The following is a 17,608-nucleotide window of genomic DNA, read 5'->3' on the forward strand; positions in this document are numbered from 1 at the left end:
ACTGTACGAATAGCTTCATCAATGGCAGAACATTGACTTGGTTTGACCACGGCTTTCATTTCTAAGACAATCATTGTTTATCGACCTCAAACAACTTATTTTAAGTTAACCTGTAGAGCATCGGATTGTCAAGATTTTAGTGAACATTGAGCTTTTACATCGAAGCCCCTCGAAATGTCGTGCTTCGCTGTTTTATACTGGTCGGGGTTTCATCCCGTCGCTAAAAGCGAGGGTCTTCACCCCGACATTCAAGATAAAACATAGCCTAAATGTCCTTTTGTTGCTGTGCCAAATCCTTGACCCATAAGCAATCATCCTCAAGATAACAAATCGATGGAAATTGTCGATGATAGCTGAGATTCTATCACTTGATGACCGAGACTAACCGGTCGAGCATTTCCCTGTACCGGGGCGCAATAACGGGGAATTGGGCTAGAAACGAGGCTTATATGACGGTCACTCACCGCTAATCCATGGGTAGGATCATAACCTTTCCAGCCGCCCCCCGGCAAATACACCTCTACCCAAGCGTGTAAATGTCTTTCTTCTTGGTCTAAATCTCCTTCTTGATAGCCACTGACAAAACGGGAAGCTAATCCCACACAGCGACACACATCCATAAATAAAACCACAAAATCGCGACAGGAACCCTGCTTATTTTTCCAAGTGTTTCCGGGTAGATAGGGTTCCCCGGTAAGACGAATAATTTGCTGACAATTGCGGTAAATTTTGTCATTAAGATTAAACAGGAAAGATAGCACCTGTCCTTCAGTTTCCTGCATAACTTCTTGGGCTAGTGCTGCCACATCGGGGTCATTAGCTAACCCATAAAATTGTCTGTAGGGTTGTAATTGAGTTTGAAGAGAAATGGGATAATCAAAGGGTAAACAGGTCGCCCAAGGTTCCAATAAATACTGGAAAGGATTAACCCCATGGGTTTCCACTTCACTCACCACATCAATCAATAATTCTTCCGTCGGTTGATTAAACCAAATTTGTAAACAAGAATTACCATCGAGGTCGATAATATTAGTTATCGTTAAAGGTTCTGGGTTAATTTTGAGCGTGAACTCTCGTAAAGTTTGCCCACCATCGGATTTTGGTCGCAAGCGCAGCAGATGGGGTGATAAAATCACGGGTTGATTATAGAAATAGTTAGTTTGATGTCGAATGTAATAACGCATTAAGTTGTTAATTGGGATTGATATTGAAAGTTAGTTACTGGCAGAGTTGAGGCAAGTTCGGGATTAAAAACAAAGAAAGTTTCTGTCATTTTTATTCCCACATCATTAACTCTTTTTTGAATATGGTCGAGGAATTCATGCAATCCCATTTCAATAATATCCTCGATGGTTAGATAACTCATTTCCGCACAAAGTCGCCCTAAACTTCTTTCTACCGAATTGCCCCAAGTTCCTATAGGAGTCCCTGTAACTTGATGCAAACAGTGGTCTAATTCCCGCAGACAAAAGTGAATTGAACGAGGAAATTCTCGATTAAGAATTAAAAATTCGGCCACGTCACTAGGAGTAATCCGTCGTTGACATTTACGATACATTTCGTAGGCACTCACCGACCGCAGTAAAGCAATCCATTGAATTTGGTCTAGAGAAGTTCCTACCCATTGAGCGGAAGGCAAGAGATAATAGTATTTAACATCAAGAATTCTGGCGGTTTTATCGGCGCGTTCCTGTAGTCTTCCCATAACGCCAAAATGCCAACCTTCATTATGAGTCATCGTCGCATCCATTACCCCCGCAAAACGGTGACTAGCCAATTTAACTTGGGTAAAAAAGTTCGGTAAAGTAGTTTGAGGATGGTAAGAGGAAGCATCTTTTACCATCAAGAAAAAACCATTAACCTGTTCCCACATTTCCGAAGAAATAATCTCGCGAACTGACCGAGCATTTTCTCGCGCCCAGCGCAAACAAGAGATAATTGAGTTACTATATTCCGTGTCAAATGTCAAGAAATTGATCACATTTTCTGCGGTGGCTGTGCCGTAACGTTTCTTGAATTGTTCTAAATCTCCCGTGGTTAAAACTAAAGGTTCCCACTGTTGCAAAACACTGGTAGGTACATCTAACATTAAATTAAGGTTAACATCCATAAACCGGGCGACATTTTCTGCCCGTTCAATATAGCGATTTAACCAATAAATTGAATCGGCAACTCTACTAAGCATAATTAACCAGGAAAAATTGAAAAAGAAAAAGGAAAGAGTAGGGTGGGTTACTAACCCAGCAAAATTTCGATTATTGTCCTGATTACTTGGTTAAAACCCAAGTGTCTTTACTGCCACCACCTTGAGAAGAATTAACCACTAAAGAACCCTTTTTCAAAGCCACGCGAGTTAACCCCCCAGGATGCACATAAATTTCATCGCCACGATGGAGAATATAGGGACGTAAATCCACATGACGACCTTCAATTTCCGTGTCAATTAAAGTGGGAACCCGAGAAAGACTTAACACCGGTTGAGCGATATAATTGCGGGGATTAGCGGCAATGCGTGGGGCAAATTCTGCCCTTTGTTCGGGGGTAGCTTGAGAACCAACTAACATCCCATAACCTCCCGACTCATTAGCGGCTTTCACAACTAACTTATCGAGATTATTTAAGACATAATCTAAGTCCTTTTCTCGCCAACAAAGATAGGTAGGAACGTTATTTAAAATCGCTTCTTCTCCCAGATAATAACGGATCATATCCGGGACAAAAGCATAAATAACCTTATCATCGGCGACTCCCGTACCAGGGGCATTAGCTAAAGCGACGCGGCCTTCCTGGAAAACTTTTAATAATCCGGGTACACCTAACATCGAATCGGGACGAAAAACCGCCGGATCTAAAAAGTCATCATCGAGGCGACGATATACCACATCTACCCGTCTTAATCCCTTGGTAGTTTTCATTTGTAGATAACCATCAAAGACAACTAAATCACGCCCTTCCACTAATTCTACCCCCATTTGTTGGGCGATAAAAGAATGTTCAAAGTAGGCAGAATTATAGGTTCCGGGGGTTAAAACCACCACGGTGGGATTAGGTAATTGGGGTGGGGCTAAATTGAGGAGAGTTTCCAACAGATGGGAAGGATAATCATCCACTGGTTTAACATTCATTGTCTGGAAAATATCGGGGAAGGTGCTTTTCATTACCCGACGATTTTCGAGGACATAGGAAATACCAGAAGGAACCCGCAAATTATCCTCTAAAACGTACCATTGACCATCTTTATCGCGGACTAAATCGGTTCCCGTGATGTGACACCAGATACCTCCGGAGGGTTTCAGTCCCAGACAGGGTTTAAGAAATCCCGTCGCCGAGGCGATTAATTCGGGGGGAATAATGCCATCTTTAATGATTAATTGATCATTGTAGATATCGGAGAGAAAAAGATTGAGGGCTTTGATGCGTTGTTTCAGGCCTCTTTCTAAATAATCCCAGTCCTCAGCCGAGACAATTCGGGGAATAATATCAAAAGGAAAGATTTTTTCTACCCCTTGATTGTCACTATAGACATTGAAAGTCACCCCCAATTCAAACAGGGCCGACTGAGCGGTTTCCCGGTGTTGTTGAAGTTCTCGGGGCGGCAGATTCTGCAACCATTTGATTAAAGGGGACGCGTGGGGACGAGGTTGACCATCATCTAAGAATAGTTCGTCGTAGAAGCCTTCGGGATCGTAGGTATTTAATAGCACACTGACCTCATTCCATACCTTACCTATTCCCAGTGTCGGACAATTGGCCCGATTTTTTGTAGTCTAGGAGACATTTTAAGGGAAATTTTAGGAAGTTAGCCGTTTTTCAGGTCTAGCGATCGCCAATTGATCCCCACCGGTGGAGAAACCTGACAAGAGCGAGAATTAGCCCTGAAAACTGTGTTACATTTTTTAAAGGTCACACCTTAAATCTTTCATTTTTCTTACTGGTTACGCGATGTTTACCAAACAAGTAACGGATTCCAAAGCCTATCAATGGTTTGAGGAACGCTTAGAAATTCAAGGGATCGCTGATGATATCAGCACCAAATACGTTCCCCCCCACGTTAATATCTTCTACTGTCTTGGTGGTATCACCCTTGTGTGCTTCGTGATCCAGTTTGCCACTGGTTTCGCCATGACCTTCTACTACAAACCCACTGTAGCAGAGGCCCTCTCCTCGGTACAGTACATCATGAACGAAGTCAACTTTGGTTGGTTAATTCGTTCTATCCATCGCTGGTCCGCCAGTATGATGGTGTTAATGATGATCCTGCACGTTTTCCGCGTCTATCTGACCGGTGGCTTCAAAAAACCTCGGGAATTAACCTGGGTAACTGGGGTTGTCCTGGCCGTGATCACCGTTAGCTTCGGTGTCACCGGTTACTCCTTACCCTGGGATCAGGTGGGTTACTGGGCGGTTAAAATCGTTTCCGGTGTACCTGCTGCTATTCCCGTCGTCGGTGATCAACTCGTCACCCTGATGCGCGGTAGCGAAAGCGTCGGTCAAGCAACTTTAACCCGTTTCTACAGCTTACATACCTTTGTACTACCCTGGTCGATCGCGGTCTTCATGTTGCTACATTTCTTGATGATCCGTAAACAAGGCATTTCTGGGCCTCTATAATTCAGAAAAATATCTCTGTCGATCCGAAATCATTTTTAGGAGACATTATCCATGTCCACATTAAAAAAGCCCGATCTCAGCGATCCCGCTCTACGCGCTAAGTTGGCTAAAGGGATGGGTCACAACTACTACGGTGAACCAGCTTGGCCTAACGATCTGCTCTATGTCTTCCCGGTGGTTATCTTTGGTACGATCGGACTCTGCACCGGTTTAGCGATTATGGATCCCACCATGATCGGTGAACCTGCCGATCCTTTCGCTACTCCCTTAGAAATTCTGCCAGAGTGGTATCTTTATCCCGTTTTCCAAATTCTCCGTATTCTTCCTAACAAACTCTTAGGTATCGCTTGCATGGCTGGCGTTCCCCTAGGCTTGATGTTAGTTCCTTTTATTGAAAGCGTCAATAAATTCCAAAATCCTTTCCGTCGTCCCGTCGCTACCGCTATCTTCCTATTTGGTACTGTGGTCACGATTTGGTTAGGTATTGGTGCCACTTTCCCCATCGATACATCTTTAACTCTCGGTTTGTTCTAAGTTACTGAACTTCACCGGTTTTTTGCCCACGCTTGTGATTCCAGACTTTGGAAGAGCGATCGTGGGCAATTTTAATTGGGGTTTGCGGCAAAAAGTTTTTCTTGGGGGCAGGGTGTGGGGTGTGGGGTGTGGGGTTTTACCGATTTTCAGGTGGTCAACTACCTAATTTTCAGGGAAAAAGTCCAGGGATTTTCCCCCTGATCACTCCCAGTCCGGTACTTTTTGATTGACAAAAAGTCTAAAAGTCTTACCCAACAAGGTTTTTAGATTTATTCAGCCAACCCTAATTGTGATTTCTTCTATCGGGTAATTTGTTGTACCAAAGCGATGACATCGCTGCGGCTGAGTTTTTCCTTACCTAACGCTAGGACTTCGAGAGTGCCATGGGCTAAAGCGAGGGGAATCTTACAAAAATCAAGGGCCGGCCCATTAGGCAGCGATTGAGTGTAATAATCGGCTAATTTCAGATTACGACGGGCATAATTATGAATATCACTAATTGTCCAACCCTGGGGCAGAAAACTTACCCCCCGGCGCAGATCCTCGCCATGGTTGCGGGCAATATTAACCGCTTGTAAACCCCGTCCAAAACCGATGGCATAACTGCGATTAGTTTGAGTGCCGTCGTACCAATTCCAGAGGTCAGACAGCAATAAACCCACGGCACCGGCCACACTAAAGGTATATTGATCTAATTCCACTTCTGTGCGAATATCCCAGTTATTTCCGGCCCAGTAGGCCATGCGATCGGCCATGGCCGCCGTGGCATCCCAGACCCGGGGGGCGATCGAATCCGGTGCTAACAGGGCCCATTCGCCAATTCTCAGGGTTACTTCCGGCAAAATCTCCCGATGGACTAAGCCAAAAGCAAAGTTCTCTTCGGTAGAATTTTCGGTACCTGCTTGTAAATTCAGACTAATTTGTCTTAATATCTGAGATTTACTGAAGTTATCTAGGTCGGGATGGTCTTCTACTTCATCGATCGCCCTCATACAGAGATAAGCTGAGGCTACTGCCTCGAGCAGACGATCCGGTAAACGGCTTATGGGAATATAAAAAGTTCGACTCGTTTCTTGCAGAATCGTTAAAGCATTATCGCGCAAATTCATTCAGTCCTCTCCTCACGCCAACTTAGGTAACTACGAGTTAAACCAATCAGACAGATCGGTTTAGGTTATTCCGATGTTCCTAAGACCAAGTTGCTGTCCATTGTAGTATGATTATTCAAAATTTCGAGATTATTCCCGAAAAAATCAACCATTAGGGTATTCTTGACAATTTTTCTTTCTGGGATATGTGAGGGATAATTAGGGTAATTTTTCGAGATTACGGGCTTAAAAAGCCGATTTTACCCGTTTTTAAGCAGTATTTTGCGGCTTCATGGCAGGGATTGAAAGGAGGTCACTTGTAAAACTGGCCCGATCATGGCCAGAGTCATCACATCTGAACGAATTTCACCCATAACTGTCACTTTTGCCTTTTTTTGAGTTAATTCGGCAGGCGGTTCCATTAATTCGTAGGTTTGACCGTTATCAGCAATTAATGCCCAAGTTCCTGTGCCTATTTCGATTCTTTTTACCTGACCCGTTACACTAACACTCATGCTTTAATTTCCCTCATCGAGGCGATCGCAATTGCCGCCCCTGTTACAAGCATTGTATCGATATCTTTCCTCGGCATTGATTGCCAATTTTGCCGGACTTTAACCCCGTAAATCAGTTTTTTTTATCTAAAAAGCGATCACTACTTCCGCCACCACCGCTAAGAGGGAGGCCACAGCCGCTAAAATCATTATTTCTCGATCGGATTGTCTCATAACTAGGGTTTGCGGCAAAAAGTTTTTCTTGGGGGCAGGGTGTGGGGTGTGGGGTTTGGGGTGTAGGGTTTTACCGATTTTGAAGGGGTCAATTACCTAATTTTCAGGGAAAAAGTCCCTGAATTTTCCCCCCGATCACTCCCATATCTGGTACTTTTTGATTTACAAAAACTCTAAAAGTCTTAACCAACAAGGGTTTTACTATTATTCAGCAAGCCCTAACTATCTGAGTATAAATTACTAATCTTAGTCTACACCACATCTAACCTAGATTGGTTCTTCGTTACTTAGTATGGTTCGATAGGGTGGCATAAATGGACTAAATCCTTATCTGGCAAGAGATTTAATTGATTAGTTCGCTCTAGATCGAAAACAATTAACAAAAATCGCCAAATGTCTTTCTCTATAAGAGTTTCATTCCTTATAACCCTGTACGTTGCATAAGACCAACCGAAGAACCCCTAGATTTAAATCGATATAGATAAAAAGCTATAAAAGTTATCGGCAAGAAGGGAGAAATCTTTTTCTGAATTACCCTGTGTTATTTGTTCAGGAACCCTAATTAAGCCTAACTGTTAATAGCGTAATGATATGCAATACCATTAGATTCCATAGGTATAAACCAATGGGAAATATTTTCTAGTTTTTGACGGATTTGATCGAGATGATCCTGCACGGGTTGCAGGAAAGTTTCGTACTGTTGTATCTGAGTTTTTAAACGCACTAATGCCAGATTAGCATCGCGCCATTGTCGCTCCTGTTCTTCAAATTCACGAGTTTTTTGCTCTAAATCTGACCATTGCTCGTCAATAGTATCTCTGTTTTTTTGTAAATCCTCTTGTAGTCGCTTGATTTCTGCTGCTAAACGTTGACTTTCTTGGAGATTATTTTGATAACTATCCTCCAGGAGAATTAACACTGGTTCAAAGCTACATTTTTGGGCATCTTCTGGGGATAAAATTCCCTGTCTCCGGTGCAGAATTTTCAGATGTTGAGAGCGAATAGCTTGCCTTTCTCGAAGATTACGTCTCTGTCCGACCAAAGTTTCCGCCAGCATTCCTTTTCTCTCCTGTTCCTCGGCTAATTCTTCTGCTAAATTAGCTCGCTGGGATTCATCTATTGTGGTCATTCTTGCTTCTAATTCTTCCACGGTTTGGGATTGGAGAGTTAATTCTTCCTCTTGGTCATTGACAAAAAGTTCCAAGCGATCGAGGTCTGTTTTTAGATTGTTAACTAAGCTCTCCAATTCTTCCAAAGGCATTTTTTCAAGAGCTTCTAGATCGATTTTACCATCAAAATCTAGGTCTGCTGCTTGGGCGAGACGAATAAGCATTTGTCGAGTAGAATCAGTGGTTTGTAGGGTGAGGTTAAGGCGATCAAATAATTCCTGTTTTTGACTCAGAACAGTTTCTTGTATTTGTAGTTGTATTTTCGTTGTTTCCAAAGCAGTACGACTTATCTGTAATTCCCTGGCTCTTTGTTCGAGATGATTGAGCATTTGTTCGTTGGCGACCTGACGATTTTCTACAGCTTTTTTCTGCTCCTCTAAACTCTGCCAACAACTATTTAAAATTGTCTGTTGTCCCTGCACAGATTCAAGAGTTGAATAGAGAATTTGTGAGGGAGGATTGCCCAGATCGTGATTATTAGCTAAACTCTCCGCTAGAGAACGAATAAATTGTTGTTGTTCTGGGGAAAGATTGGGGGAGGAGTTGAAATTTACTTTTTCTTCTTCCAGGTGTCGCTGTTGCTCTTGTAATTGTTGTTTTAGGTTTTCCAGTTCTTGTCTTTTGCCCTCTAAATAATCGAATTCTGCTTCTATTCGCTCAATTTGATCAATTCTTGCCTCCATTTCCATTTTCTGGCGGTTGAGAATCTCGCTTTGATAGGTGAGGGATTGTTTCCACTGATCGATTTTCTCTTGATCTTCCTTATTGCGCTCCATCAAACGGGAAATCTTTTGCAGTTGTCGCACCATCTCTGCTCCCGCTAATTCTGGGTTTCCTTGCAGTTGACGATTATCGCTCAAATTCACCAAGAGAAGCGCACCTTCTCCTATGGAGTTAGTTTCGTCGTAGGTTAAGATATCGTTCCCCGCTATGGCACTCCACGTCTGATCTTTATGCTGACAGGCCAATAGTTTCAATTCGGTTTTGTAACCGCCGATAAAACCTTTAGTCTGTTTTTTTACTTCTGCAAGGTATAGCACGAGTAGTCTTCCTGTGTGATGAAAGTTTTTGTAATTGGTTTTATAGAGAGTTGATGATCGAGGCTGGGAGCGGCCTGTCTATAGTTTCAGTGTAACCATCGGCTGCCAAAAAATTTTTAGTTTCTATCATTCGATTTTTTCTTTTTGAGACATACATTTGTTCTCAATTTTTCCTCTTACCCACTGGAAAATTTTAAATTTTTGAAGATTTTTCAGCACCAATTTACTGACCTAGTCTCAAAAAATTCGGCAGTCAATCTCATAAATCGGATCAGGTTTTCTCACCCCTTTTACCTCTGGCTGCAGTTTGAATAAGCTGACCATACATCTAAATTATCGGTTAAGACGGCGTGAGAGCGAGAGGCAAGGATAGAAAGCTAGACCTTTTGTACTGAAAATTTCAAAGGCTAGTTTAAATGCAGCAAAGCTTACTGAAAAATATCTTACATAATTAGCTTATCAGATTTATTATTAGTGACAAGAGGAAGGAAGACAGCGTTTCTCCTAAAGATGAAGTATGACGAGATTTGGCATCATCCCCAGACGAACACCTAAAACCAGAGACTTCGTACCTCAACATTAAGATAACTGCTATCGGTTCTTCTAGACTAAAATAAATAGCGTCTAGTGGGGGAGATTCCGAGAAATTATGCAAGGAAGTTTCAATGAGATTGACCTTCCCAGTATTTTACAATTGATTGAATTAGGACAAAGAACAGGAGAACTATTGATAACGATCTCAGTATTGGTGAAAAAGTCGAGAGTATTTTAGAAAATTCTAACTATTCCTGTGGTCTTTTCCATTAGAAGCTCTCGCTCAGGCTATAGTGATCGAAGCGGCTCTCATTCTCTGGGATATCGCCCTACCAAAACTCGACGGTTTAACCGGTCAAGGGGGGCTGCTGGCAAGGGTAAAAGCCAAAATGGGTTCTCTCATTCTTTGTGTGATCAGTTTAACTTATATAGGAGCGATCAATCTTTGTGTCCTTTGTGTCTTTGTGGTTCGTTCCACTCGCTACTCGCTGGGTGCATCTCATTTTTGTAAATCTACCAATTGGGATTTTTACGGGGAAACTCTCGGCTAAAATCCGGTATTACTTCCGATTTTATCACTCAATCCAAGCTTTTGGGGGGTTCTACCCCCAAACCACCCGTTGGGGGCGAGGCGCGGCCACTGAGCTTTTACATTGAGCCTGTCGAAATGTGTCGAAATGTGTCGAAATGTGTCGAAGTGCCGCTCCCAAACCCCGGAGCGCATTAGCTTGTCGGTAGGATGCTTACAGACAGCTGCTGATACATTTGTAGTCATCCAAGAGTCACTGATAATTGCTGATTGTCGGTATTCCCGCAAATGTGAGATGCGCCCCACTCGCTCCCTGGCACGAATGTATCTTAGAATACATTTTACCCACCAAATCCAAGAGAGTCCAAAATGGTGGGGGCAACCGATTATTTAAGCAAACCTTTCAGCGAAAATGAGTTATGACTGCTGTTGGAAAAATACCTTGAGGGGAATAGAGGAATGGGGGAATTAGCGTAATGGCAGGATAGGGGAATGTCAACTAAAACCCTAAAACCCTAACATCCTAAAACCTGACACTAAACCCCAAACCCAAAAAAAAATCTCTTGGCTAGTCGTTTCTAACAGTGGAATTGGGAAATGTAGGAATAAAACCCGAAGGGGTCAATCAAGTCCTTGTTGAGAGGGAAACCCCCTGATAAATTTCAGAGTGCGTTGGAGGCAAAAAATGGGAGCAATTTCGGAGCATCGGGTCAACGGAAACTATTATCGCGCATCTTTATTCCATTGTTATTCTTGGCGGCCTAGCTGGGTAGGGAGTTATGAGAGAAATATTGCTGGTAGAAGACAGCCAAGCGCAACGGGAACTGATCTGTGATCTACTCCGCAATAGCGGCATTAAGGTCACGATCGCCAAAGATGGGGTGGAGGCCCTCGAACATATTCAGAGAGCCAATCCCGATCTCGTCGTCCTCGATATCGTCATGCCCCGCATCAATGGTTATGAGGTATGTCGTCGTCTTAAGTCGGATCCCAAAACCAAAAATATCCCCGTGATCATTTGTTCCTTGAAAGGGGAAGTCTTTGATCGCTATTGGGGCATGAAAATCGGAGCCGATGCCTACATTGTCAAACCCTTTGAACCGATTGAGTTCATTGGCACTGTTAAACAGCTGCTACGCCGATAAAATCGCCTTCACCGGTGACAGTCTAGCTATGCTATAGGTCAAGACAGCTAAAAACGCTGACCGAAAATTTGGGTACAAGCCCCGCCATGTCCGCGCAGGGTCGGGCGGCTTTAAATAAATATGTATTGTCAACTTAAAGAATTTTGTGTTAAGATATTGATACTCGGTCAAGCAGTGTCAAAATGTTTGTACTAGAATACAAAGTTAAGCCAAAACCTAATCAGATAGAAGCCATTAATGAGGCAATACGGACAACCCAATTTGTTCGGAATAAAGTTCTGCGTTATTGGATGGATAATCCTGGTGTTGGCAAAACAGAGTTATTTCGATACAACACAGCATTAAGGAAAGAGTTTAAATTTGTTGATGATTTAAACTCCCATGCTTGCCAGACTGCCGTAGAAAGAACCTTGCGGGCAATTACTCGGTTTTATGATAATTGCCAAAATAAAGTTAAAGGAAAGAAAGGCTACCCTAAGTTTAAAAAACATTCCCGTTCCGTTGAGTATAAAGTATCTGGATGGAAGCTATCAAAAGATAAACGTCATATTACCTTTACAGACAAAAAAGGTATTGGTACTCTTAAGTTGATTGGTTCTAGAGATATTAATTATTATCAACCAGACCAGATTAAACGGGTAAGAATCCTTAATCGTGCCGATGGTTATTATGTGCAGTTTTGCCTTAAATTAGACCCCAGAGACACGGTTAAACCTTTAACACCTTCCCAGAAAACCACTGGGATTGATGTCGGATTAAAGTTTTTCTTAGTAGATAGCGAAGGCAATCAAGTTGATTGTCCGAAATATTACAGAAAAGCTGAAAAACAACTAAACCGATTAAACAGGAAAAAGTCAAAGAAATACCGCAAGGGTAAAAAACAATCTCGTAATTATCACAAAGCTAGAAAGCGATATGCTCGAAAACATTTAAGAGTAAGTAGGCAACGAGAAGAGTTTGTCAAGAGTGTGGCACTCCGTTTAGTTAAGTCTAACGACTTAATCGCTTATGAAGACTTAAATATTAAAGGCATGGTCAAGAATCGTCATTTAGCGAAGTCGATAACCGATGCAGGATGGTCTGTTTTTAGGCAATGGCTAGAGTATTTTGGGGACAAATACGGCAAGTTAACTATAGCTGTCTCACCCCATAATACGTCTCAAAATTGTTCTAATTGTGGACAAAAAGTCCAAAAGTCGCTATCTACTCGAACCCATGTTTGTCCTCATTGTGGATATACAGATTGTCGAGACAGAAACGCCGCTTTAAACATCTTGCAAAAGGGATTAAGTAGCGTGGGGCGCACGCAAACTTTAAACGCTTCGGGAGAGATTCCCTCTTGGTTGGTTGGAGAAATCCTGCTTGCTAACGGAGACTCAATGAACGAAGAATCCCCGTCTCTTTAGAGCGGGGAGCGTCAACGAACTATTAGTTGCAAGAGAACCAAACAAATGCTTAACGACGCCGATTTATTTGCTGGTGACGCTCAAAATATCGCCCCCGACACTCAGGAATTACAAACTCCCGTCGGTGAACTGCACTTACGATTTTATCTACCCTCTCAGGACGAGTTTGCCCTTAGTGCTGTGGGCATTTGCGAGGTAATACAGCAACCACTCGATCGCATTACCCCAATTCCCAATGCTTCACCCTTGCTCCTCGGTGCGATCAATCTCCGGGGTCAAGTGATCTGGGTGGCGGATCTCGGTCAATTTTTGGGGGATAATAGCCGCTTAAATACCGATCGATCCGAAATTCCCGTAATTGTGATCGAAGAACAGGAAAAGATCCTCGGTTTAGCGGTGCAACGTTTGGGAGATATGGAATGGCTCGACCCAGATAAACTAGGTAGTGCCGTCAGTATTCCCGATCAGATCGCCCCCTATGTGCAGGGAGAGTGGATTCTGGGCCAAGAATCAAAAAAAACCTTAAGACTACTCGATCATCTGGCCATACTCCGTTCTGCCCGTTGGGCGGCTTAAAACCTCAAAAAAATAGCAGAATAGCATTTATAGCAATTATTTCTTGAAACTACTAACTACTTGATCACTTTATCTTTACTAGGGGAGGGGCAAATGCCGTCAGGGAAAGAATATGCGAAACTCTATGGAAAGGCTAACACCGCCTATTGCCAGGGCAACCTTGAGGATGCCGCCGTCATTGTCAAAGACATGATCGGCAAGTATCCCGATGATCCCAACGTCCTGCTTTTACAGGGACACATTTATTTAGGACTACAACAATACAGCTTGGCCGAGGAACGTTACGAAAAAGTGCTGGAATTGGCTAAAAATTCTCCCAATTTCTTTGATCTGGTAGATTATGCTCGACGGGGTCTCGATCAGATTCAGCAATTGCGTTTTGAAGCCGAGGATGGAGATTTTATGATCGCTGCTGCGGAAAGCATTGCCTACAGCGAGGCAGCTTTCGATCCCAGTCAAGGTTTCAGCAATTCTTTGTCTGGGCGGTCGCAAGCGGCTGATCCCGGGCAAAATGATGCAATCGACTGGGATAGTGGTCTTTTCAATGACGAGGATATCGGGGAGCCTACGGCGGGTACAGTCGATTCCTATGGAGATGATTTTGGGGAATCGGAGGAAACCGCCTTTAGTTCCCTTATCCCGGCCGATTCAGGCTCTCACGGTTCCCATTTGTCCGGCGATTCTCCGGATGGAGAACCCCCTTTCCCCTTTTTAGAAGCAGAGGAGATTGACACGCTGCAGGAAGGGTGGGGCGGTGGGTTAGGGTCAACGAGAGAAACCACTTTTACGGCTTCCTCTGACTGGTGGGAAAATCCCGTCACTGGGAGAGATCAGGGGTTATCCTATCCCGATACCCCAGAAACAAGCACTTTTGTCACTGATACGGACCCAACCGACCGACAAGCGGCGAAAACTGACCTTAATCAGGGCATAGTCACTCAAAAAAGCTACGAGGAGGAAGAAACCGGAGATTTTAGGCAACCAAAACTCAATAATGAGGATGAGGATTTAGGCGGTTTTTCCCAACTGGATCTGACGGATATAGCCGAAGAACTGGGGGAATCGGAGCTATTTACCCGTTCGGGAGAGGAAACTGTAACTGCTGGTTTTGTCCCCGAACCCAGTGCGCGCCTTAATGCCAGTTCTGCTGTGGGAGAGCCTAGTTTTAATCCTTCTCGTCTAAAAATCCCCGATGACAAAAAAGATAGTCATCTTGGCCCTGTTTCCGAGCGCCTGCTCAAGCCAGTGGTGGAAGTCAATCCGGGCAAATTAGCCTTTTTTGTCAATGCTTCTTTAGGCAAAAAACAACTAATTCTAGCGGCTTTAGCGGGTATTACCCCTGTAATCTTAATTTTTGCCGTTAGTACCACCTCTTGGCTATTTTCTCTATCGGCTGCCAAACCGGGCCCGAATAGCAAGGAAAAAACCGAAAAAGTTGCCCCGAAACCAGCCCCAGCCCGCCTTTCCCCTTTCAGTCAACCGGTACTAACCGAGATGTTATTAACTGGACTGGGAGCTTTTGCCCTAACTTGGCTAGGTTTACAGTTGCTCATTAGTCAGATTAAGCGGAGTCTCAACGATCTGCAAAGCCAATTCGCTCATCTCTCGGAAGGTAATTTTAACGCTAAAGCGACGATCTACTCGGAAGATGAATTCGGTCAATTGGCCAATCGTTTCAATCAGATGGCCCAGGTGGTGGTAACTACCACCACGGAGGCCCAACGCCGCGCCGCCGAAACGGAAAGGGGACAGGAAGACCTACAACGGCAAGTGATTCAACTTCTCGATGATGTGGAAGGAGCGGCTAGGGGGGATCTGACCGTGGAAGCGGAGGTGAGCGCAGATCTTTTAGGGGCGGTGGCCGATGCTTTTAATTTGACTATCCAAAACCTGCGCGAAATTGTCCGACAGGTGAAAAAAGCGGCAAAACAGGTGAATCAATCCAGTACCAATAGTGAATCTTTCGCCCGCAATCAGTCTAGCGATGCCCTGCGGATGGCGGAGGAATTGGCCGTCACCCTTAATTCGGTACAGATGATGACCGACTCAATTCAACGGGTGGCAGAAAACGCCAGAGAAGCCGAAGAAGTTGCCCGCACTTCCTCGATTACCGCCCTGAAGGGGGGTGATTCCGTGGAAAGAACCGTGGCGGGAATTCTGCAAATCCGCGACACTGTATCAGAAACGGCGCGAAAAGTCAAGCGTTTGGCGGAAGCTTCCCAGGAAATCTCGAAAATTGTCGCAGTAGTCTCTCAGATTGCCTCGCGGACTAATTTATTGGCTCTTAATGCCTCGATTCAAGCGGCGCGAGCGGGAGAGGCGGGCCGCGGTTTTGCGGTTGTGGCCGATGAGGTGCGTCAGTTGGCCGATAGAGCTGCTAAATCTCTTAAGGAAATTGAACAGATCGTTGTACAGATTCAATCAGAAACGGGTTCGGTAATGACGGCGATGGAGGAAGGGATTCAACAGGTTATCGATGTCACCGAGCGCTCGGAACAGGCCAAGAAGTCCCTAGAAGATATTATCCAAGTTTCTAACCGCATCGATACGCTGGTGCGCTCGATTACCGCCGATACGGTCAAACAACGGGAAAATTCTCTCAATGTCGCCCAAGTTATGGAGTCGGTGGAGTTAACCGCTCAGGAAACTTCCCAAGAATCCCAACGGGTGGCGGTTTCCTTGCAAAAATTGGTTAGTATCTCCCGAGGGCTGCTTTCTTCGGTAGAACGGTTTAAGGTAGACTCGGAAGATGATCGATAATGGGTGAGCGGTAATCGGTGGGTTATTGATTAGCCGCTATCCCTCAAGATTGACCGCTAGAGTGAGTAAAGTTATGCCTAAACTTAGTCTCTGCATGATTGTCAAAAATGAAGCCGAAAATCTCCGGCGCTGTTTGGACAGCGTTAAAGGGGTGGTGGATGAGATGATCGTTATGGATACGGGTTCGACCGATGATACGATTGCTATTGCTAAAAGTTACGGTGCCATAGTTCCTAGCTACGATTGGCGGGATAATTTTTCCGATGCTAGAAATGAGGCTTTAAAATATGTTACTGGTGATTGGATTTTAGTTCTTGATGCCGATGAGGAATTAAATCCCGCTATCGTACCGAAAATGCGTCGGGCTATGGAAAAAGAGGAAAATTTAGTCATTAATTTAATCCGCCATGAAATCGGAGCCATACAATCACCCTATTCTCTAATTGCGCGGCTATTTCGCCGACATCCTCAAGTCACTTTTACCCGTCCCTATCACTCAATTATTGATGATAATGTGGCTATTTTATTAAAAAAAGAGCCTGATTGGAAAATAGTTGAACTGCCAGAAATTGCTATCTTTCACTACGGTTACACCGTGGATAAAATAGCCAGCTTAGATAAGTTTGAACGGGCAAGAAAAGCCATGGAGGGCTTTTATCAGCAACATCCCCACGATCCCTATGTGTGTAGTAAATTGGGAGGTTTATATCTAAAGATTGGCAGGGATAAAGAGGGTTTTAAGCTGCTCAAACACGGTTTAAAATGCCATGGCTCTAATCCACATATTTTATACGAGTTATATTATCATCTCGCTAATTATTATTATTCAGTGGAGGAATTTAAGCAATCAGCCGATCATTTTATTAAAGCGATTAAGCAGCCAATTTTAGATAAATTAAAACTGGGGGCTTATAATAATTTAGGTGGGTTATTATACGAAGCAGAAAACTACGAAGCTTCCTTATCTATCTTTGAGAAAACCGTAGAGATTGATCCTAGTTATGCCGATGGTTACTATAATTTAGGACTGGTTCTCAAACAACTGCACCGGCTACCAGAATCGATTAAAGCTTATAAAAAAGCTCTCAAGTTAAACCCCGATAATCCCGATATTTACCAAAATCTAGGGGTGGCTTATATAGTTTTCGGTAGTTATAATGAGGCGATCGAGATTTGGCAAAAAGGCCTACAATTATTGAAAGATCAGGGTAATTTCTCTCGCGCTGAAATGCTGCAAGAAACCCTAGAAGCTCTGGGAGCAAGTGTATTGAAGGATGAACAGTAACTGCTCACCGTTGTTGGCAAGATTGGGAGCAGCCACTGTACTAAAATTCTCAATAGGCAGTTGAAATGCAGTACATCTGATTGCTAAAACCCTGTCTAGTCAACTCCTGTGAGGATTTTTCCGAATTAATTCTTAATAGGATTATCGAGGAGTTAGACGCGGAAGACTTAGGGTTTTTGATAGAAATCATCAAGAGATAATTG

The 17,608-nt window shown here is 43.7% G+C and carries 15 protein-coding genes and 1 pseudogene; 9 read left to right on the top strand and 7 right to left on the bottom strand.

Going from position 1 to position 17,608, the window contains the following annotated elements:
- From IM450_RS01410 to IM450_RS01425, 4 genes and pseudogenes are all read right to left on the bottom strand, one after another.
- A pseudogene (locus tag IM450_RS01410) lies at positions 1-74 on the bottom strand (transposase); the annotation flags it as partial.
- 243 nt (positions 75-317) lie between these two features.
- Positions 318-1,184: a transglutaminase family protein gene (locus IM450_RS01415; protein WP_287664255.1), complete on the bottom strand. Its 867-nt coding sequence runs from the start codon at positions 1,182-1,184 to the stop codon at positions 318-320.
- Positions 1,184-2,185 carry an alpha-E domain-containing protein gene (locus IM450_RS01420; RefSeq protein WP_287664259.1) on the bottom strand — a complete coding sequence of 334 codons (1,002 nt, stop codon included), beginning with the start codon at positions 2,183-2,185 and terminating at the stop codon, positions 1,184-1,186. Before IM450_RS01420 ends, IM450_RS01415 begins: the two co-directional genes overlap by 1 nt.
- Positions 2,186-2,267: 82 nt before the next feature.
- Positions 2,268-3,704, bottom strand: coding sequence for a circularly permuted type 2 ATP-grasp protein (locus IM450_RS01425; protein ID WP_287664262.1), 1,437 nt, complete (start codon positions 3,702-3,704; stop codon positions 2,268-2,270).
- Between the two features lie 238 nt (positions 3,705-3,942).
- Here IM450_RS01425 and petB point away from each other — a divergent pair, with 238 nt between their 5' ends.
- Together petB and petD are read left to right on the top strand one after the other, a co-directional pair.
- Positions 3,943-4,611 carry a cytochrome b6 gene (gene petB / locus IM450_RS01430; protein ID WP_002738970.1) on the top strand — a complete coding sequence of 223 codons (669 nt, stop codon included), beginning with the start codon at positions 3,943-3,945 and terminating at the stop codon, positions 4,609-4,611.
- A gap of 51 nt (positions 4,612-4,662) precedes the next feature.
- The gene (gene petD / locus IM450_RS01435) at positions 4,663-5,145 is read left to right on the top strand and encodes a cytochrome b6-f complex subunit IV (protein WP_004267928.1); all 483 of its coding nucleotides are present in this window, start codon (positions 4,663-4,665) and stop codon (positions 5,143-5,145) included.
- Between the two features lie 299 nt (positions 5,146-5,444).
- On the opposite strand, the gene IM450_RS01440 is transcribed toward petD, so the two are convergent.
- The 3 genes from IM450_RS01440 to hmpF form a co-directional block, all read right to left on the bottom strand.
- Positions 5,445-6,254, bottom strand: coding sequence for a phytoene/squalene synthase family protein (locus tag IM450_RS01440; RefSeq protein WP_287664265.1), 810 nt, complete (start codon positions 6,252-6,254; stop codon positions 5,445-5,447).
- 269 nt (positions 6,255-6,523) lie between these two features.
- A complete protein-coding gene (locus tag IM450_RS01445; RefSeq protein ID WP_004267926.1) occupies positions 6,524-6,748 on the bottom strand; it encodes a hypothetical protein in 225 nt (74 codons plus the stop codon).
- Positions 6,749-7,529: 781 nt separating this feature from the next.
- A complete protein-coding gene (gene hmpF, locus IM450_RS01450) occupies positions 7,530-9,170 on the bottom strand; it encodes a pilus motility taxis protein HmpF (protein ID WP_287664268.1) in 1,641 nt (546 codons plus the stop codon).
- A gap of 649 nt (positions 9,171-9,819) precedes the next feature.
- On the opposite strand from hmpF, the gene IM450_RS01455 reads away from it, so the two are divergent.
- The 7 genes from IM450_RS01455 (at position 9,820) to IM450_RS01485 (ending at position 17,405) form a co-directional block, all read left to right on the top strand.
- A complete protein-coding gene (locus IM450_RS01455) occupies positions 9,820-9,942 on the top strand; it encodes a DUF4388 domain-containing protein (protein WP_004267924.1) in 123 nt (40 codons plus the stop codon).
- 55 nt (positions 9,943-9,997) lie between these two features.
- Positions 9,998-10,255, top strand: a complete 258-nt coding sequence (locus tag IM450_RS01460) for a hypothetical protein (RefSeq protein WP_004267923.1) — start codon at positions 9,998-10,000, stop codon at positions 10,253-10,255.
- Between the two features lie 757 nt (positions 10,256-11,012).
- Positions 11,013-11,378, top strand: coding sequence for a response regulator transcription factor (locus IM450_RS01465; protein WP_004267922.1), 366 nt, complete (start codon positions 11,013-11,015; stop codon positions 11,376-11,378).
- Positions 11,379-11,560: 182 nt separating this feature from the next.
- Positions 11,561-12,784 (top strand): RNA-guided endonuclease InsQ/TnpB family protein, encoded by a 1,224-nt coding sequence (locus IM450_RS01470; protein WP_287664274.1) that lies wholly within the window; start codon positions 11,561-11,563, stop codon positions 12,782-12,784.
- Positions 12,785-12,829: 45 nt separating this feature from the next.
- Positions 12,830-13,360 (top strand): chemotaxis protein CheW, encoded by a 531-nt coding sequence (locus IM450_RS01475; RefSeq protein ID WP_287664276.1) that lies wholly within the window; start codon positions 12,830-12,832, stop codon positions 13,358-13,360.
- Positions 13,361-13,453: 93 nt separating this feature from the next.
- Positions 13,454-16,120 carry a methyl-accepting chemotaxis protein gene (locus IM450_RS01480; RefSeq protein ID WP_287664278.1) on the top strand — a complete coding sequence of 889 codons (2,667 nt, stop codon included), beginning with the start codon at positions 13,454-13,456 and terminating at the stop codon, positions 16,118-16,120.
- A gap of 73 nt (positions 16,121-16,193) precedes the next feature.
- Complete coding sequence (locus tag IM450_RS01485; RefSeq protein ID WP_287664281.1) at positions 16,194-17,405, top strand: glycosyltransferase; 1,212 nt, start codon at positions 16,194-16,196, stop codon at positions 17,403-17,405.
- Positions 17,406-17,608 lie beyond the last annotated feature (203 nt).

It is taken from the genome of Microcystis sp. M083S1 (assembly GCF_020246405.1).
GTDB lineage: Bacteria > Cyanobacteriota > Cyanobacteriia > Cyanobacteriales > Microcystaceae > Microcystis > Microcystis aeruginosa_C.

Bases quoted from the DNA above. Each gene is read 5' to 3' on its own strand.
- IM450_RS01415 (WP_287664255.1), bottom strand. From the start codon at position 1,184: ATGCGTTATTACATTCGACATCAAACTAACTATTTCTATAATCAACCC.
- IM450_RS01420 (WP_287664259.1), bottom strand. From the start codon at position 2,185: ATGCTTAGTAGAGTTGCCGATTCAATTTATTGGTTAAATCGCTATATT.
- petB (WP_002738970.1), top strand. From the start codon at position 3,943: ATGTTTACCAAACAAGTAACGGATTCCAAAGCCTATCAATGGTTTGAG.
- petD (WP_004267928.1), top strand. From the start codon at position 4,663: ATGTCCACATTAAAAAAGCCCGATCTCAGCGATCCCGCTCTACGCGCT.
- IM450_RS01440 (WP_287664265.1), bottom strand. From the start codon at position 6,254: ATGAATTTGCGCGATAATGCTTTAACGATTCTGCAAGAAACGAGTCGA.
- IM450_RS01445 (WP_004267926.1), bottom strand. From the start codon at position 6,748: ATGAGTGTTAGTGTAACGGGTCAGGTAAAAAGAATCGAAATAGGCACA.
- IM450_RS01455 (WP_004267924.1), top strand. From the start codon at position 9,820: ATGCAAGGAAGTTTCAATGAGATTGACCTTCCCAGTATTTTACAATTG.
- IM450_RS01465 (WP_004267922.1), top strand. From the start codon at position 11,013: ATGAGAGAAATATTGCTGGTAGAAGACAGCCAAGCGCAACGGGAACTG.
- IM450_RS01470 (WP_287664274.1), top strand. From the start codon at position 11,561: ATGTTTGTACTAGAATACAAAGTTAAGCCAAAACCTAATCAGATAGAA.
- IM450_RS01475 (WP_287664276.1), top strand. From the start codon at position 12,830: ATGCTTAACGACGCCGATTTATTTGCTGGTGACGCTCAAAATATCGCC.
- IM450_RS01480 (WP_287664278.1), top strand. From the start codon at position 13,454: ATGCCGTCAGGGAAAGAATATGCGAAACTCTATGGAAAGGCTAACACC.
- IM450_RS01485 (WP_287664281.1), top strand. From the start codon at position 16,194: ATGCCTAAACTTAGTCTCTGCATGATTGTCAAAAATGAAGCCGAAAAT.